At 44.1% G+C, this 622-nt stretch carries 1 protein-coding gene; it reads right to left on the minus strand.

Annotated elements, in window-relative coordinates; genetic code table 11:
- The coding region (locus A3729_RS01675) for an FAD-dependent oxidoreductase (protein WP_197475477.1) at positions 1-622 on the minus strand (622 nt) is incomplete at both ends.

A 622-nucleotide genomic window follows, 5' to 3' on the forward strand; every position in this document is an offset into this window, starting at 1 on the left:
GAAATCTCATCATCAAGGAATGATAGTAATTTCTCGCCAGGATTAATCAGGTCGACTTTCACACCTAAACCGGAAAAAATTGATGCATACTCGGAGCCAATAACACCGGCACCATAAATAACCATAGTGCGTGGAGTATGGCTAAGCTGCAATACCGAATCACTACAATAGATACGCTCATGCGTAAAATCAACGTTGGACGGACGATAGGGACTAGACCCGCTAGCTATGATCGCCTCTTTAAAATGAACAATATCTGCGGAACCATTTCCACGTATTTCTATACGATTATCATCTAGAAAGTAGGCCGACCCGTTGTACAAGTCTATTTTATTTCGCGCATAAAAACGGGTTCTTAGCTTAACCTGTTTACTGATTACCTTTTCTGCGTTCTTCAAGACTCTCGGAAAGGAAAACCATCTTGGCTCACCGATATCACGGAACATGGTATTGGTGTTAAAGGTAATAATCTGCTTAACGGCGTGTCGAAGTGCTTTGGAAGGTATTGTTCCAACATGAGCACAGTTCCCGCCAACTACGGGTTTATCTTCGATCACAGCGACCATTTTATGGCCTTTTGCAGCGTTTAACGCTGCCCCTTCACCTGCAGGGCCTGCGCCAA

The sequence above is a fragment of the Oleiphilus sp. HI0043 genome (assembly GCF_001634935.1).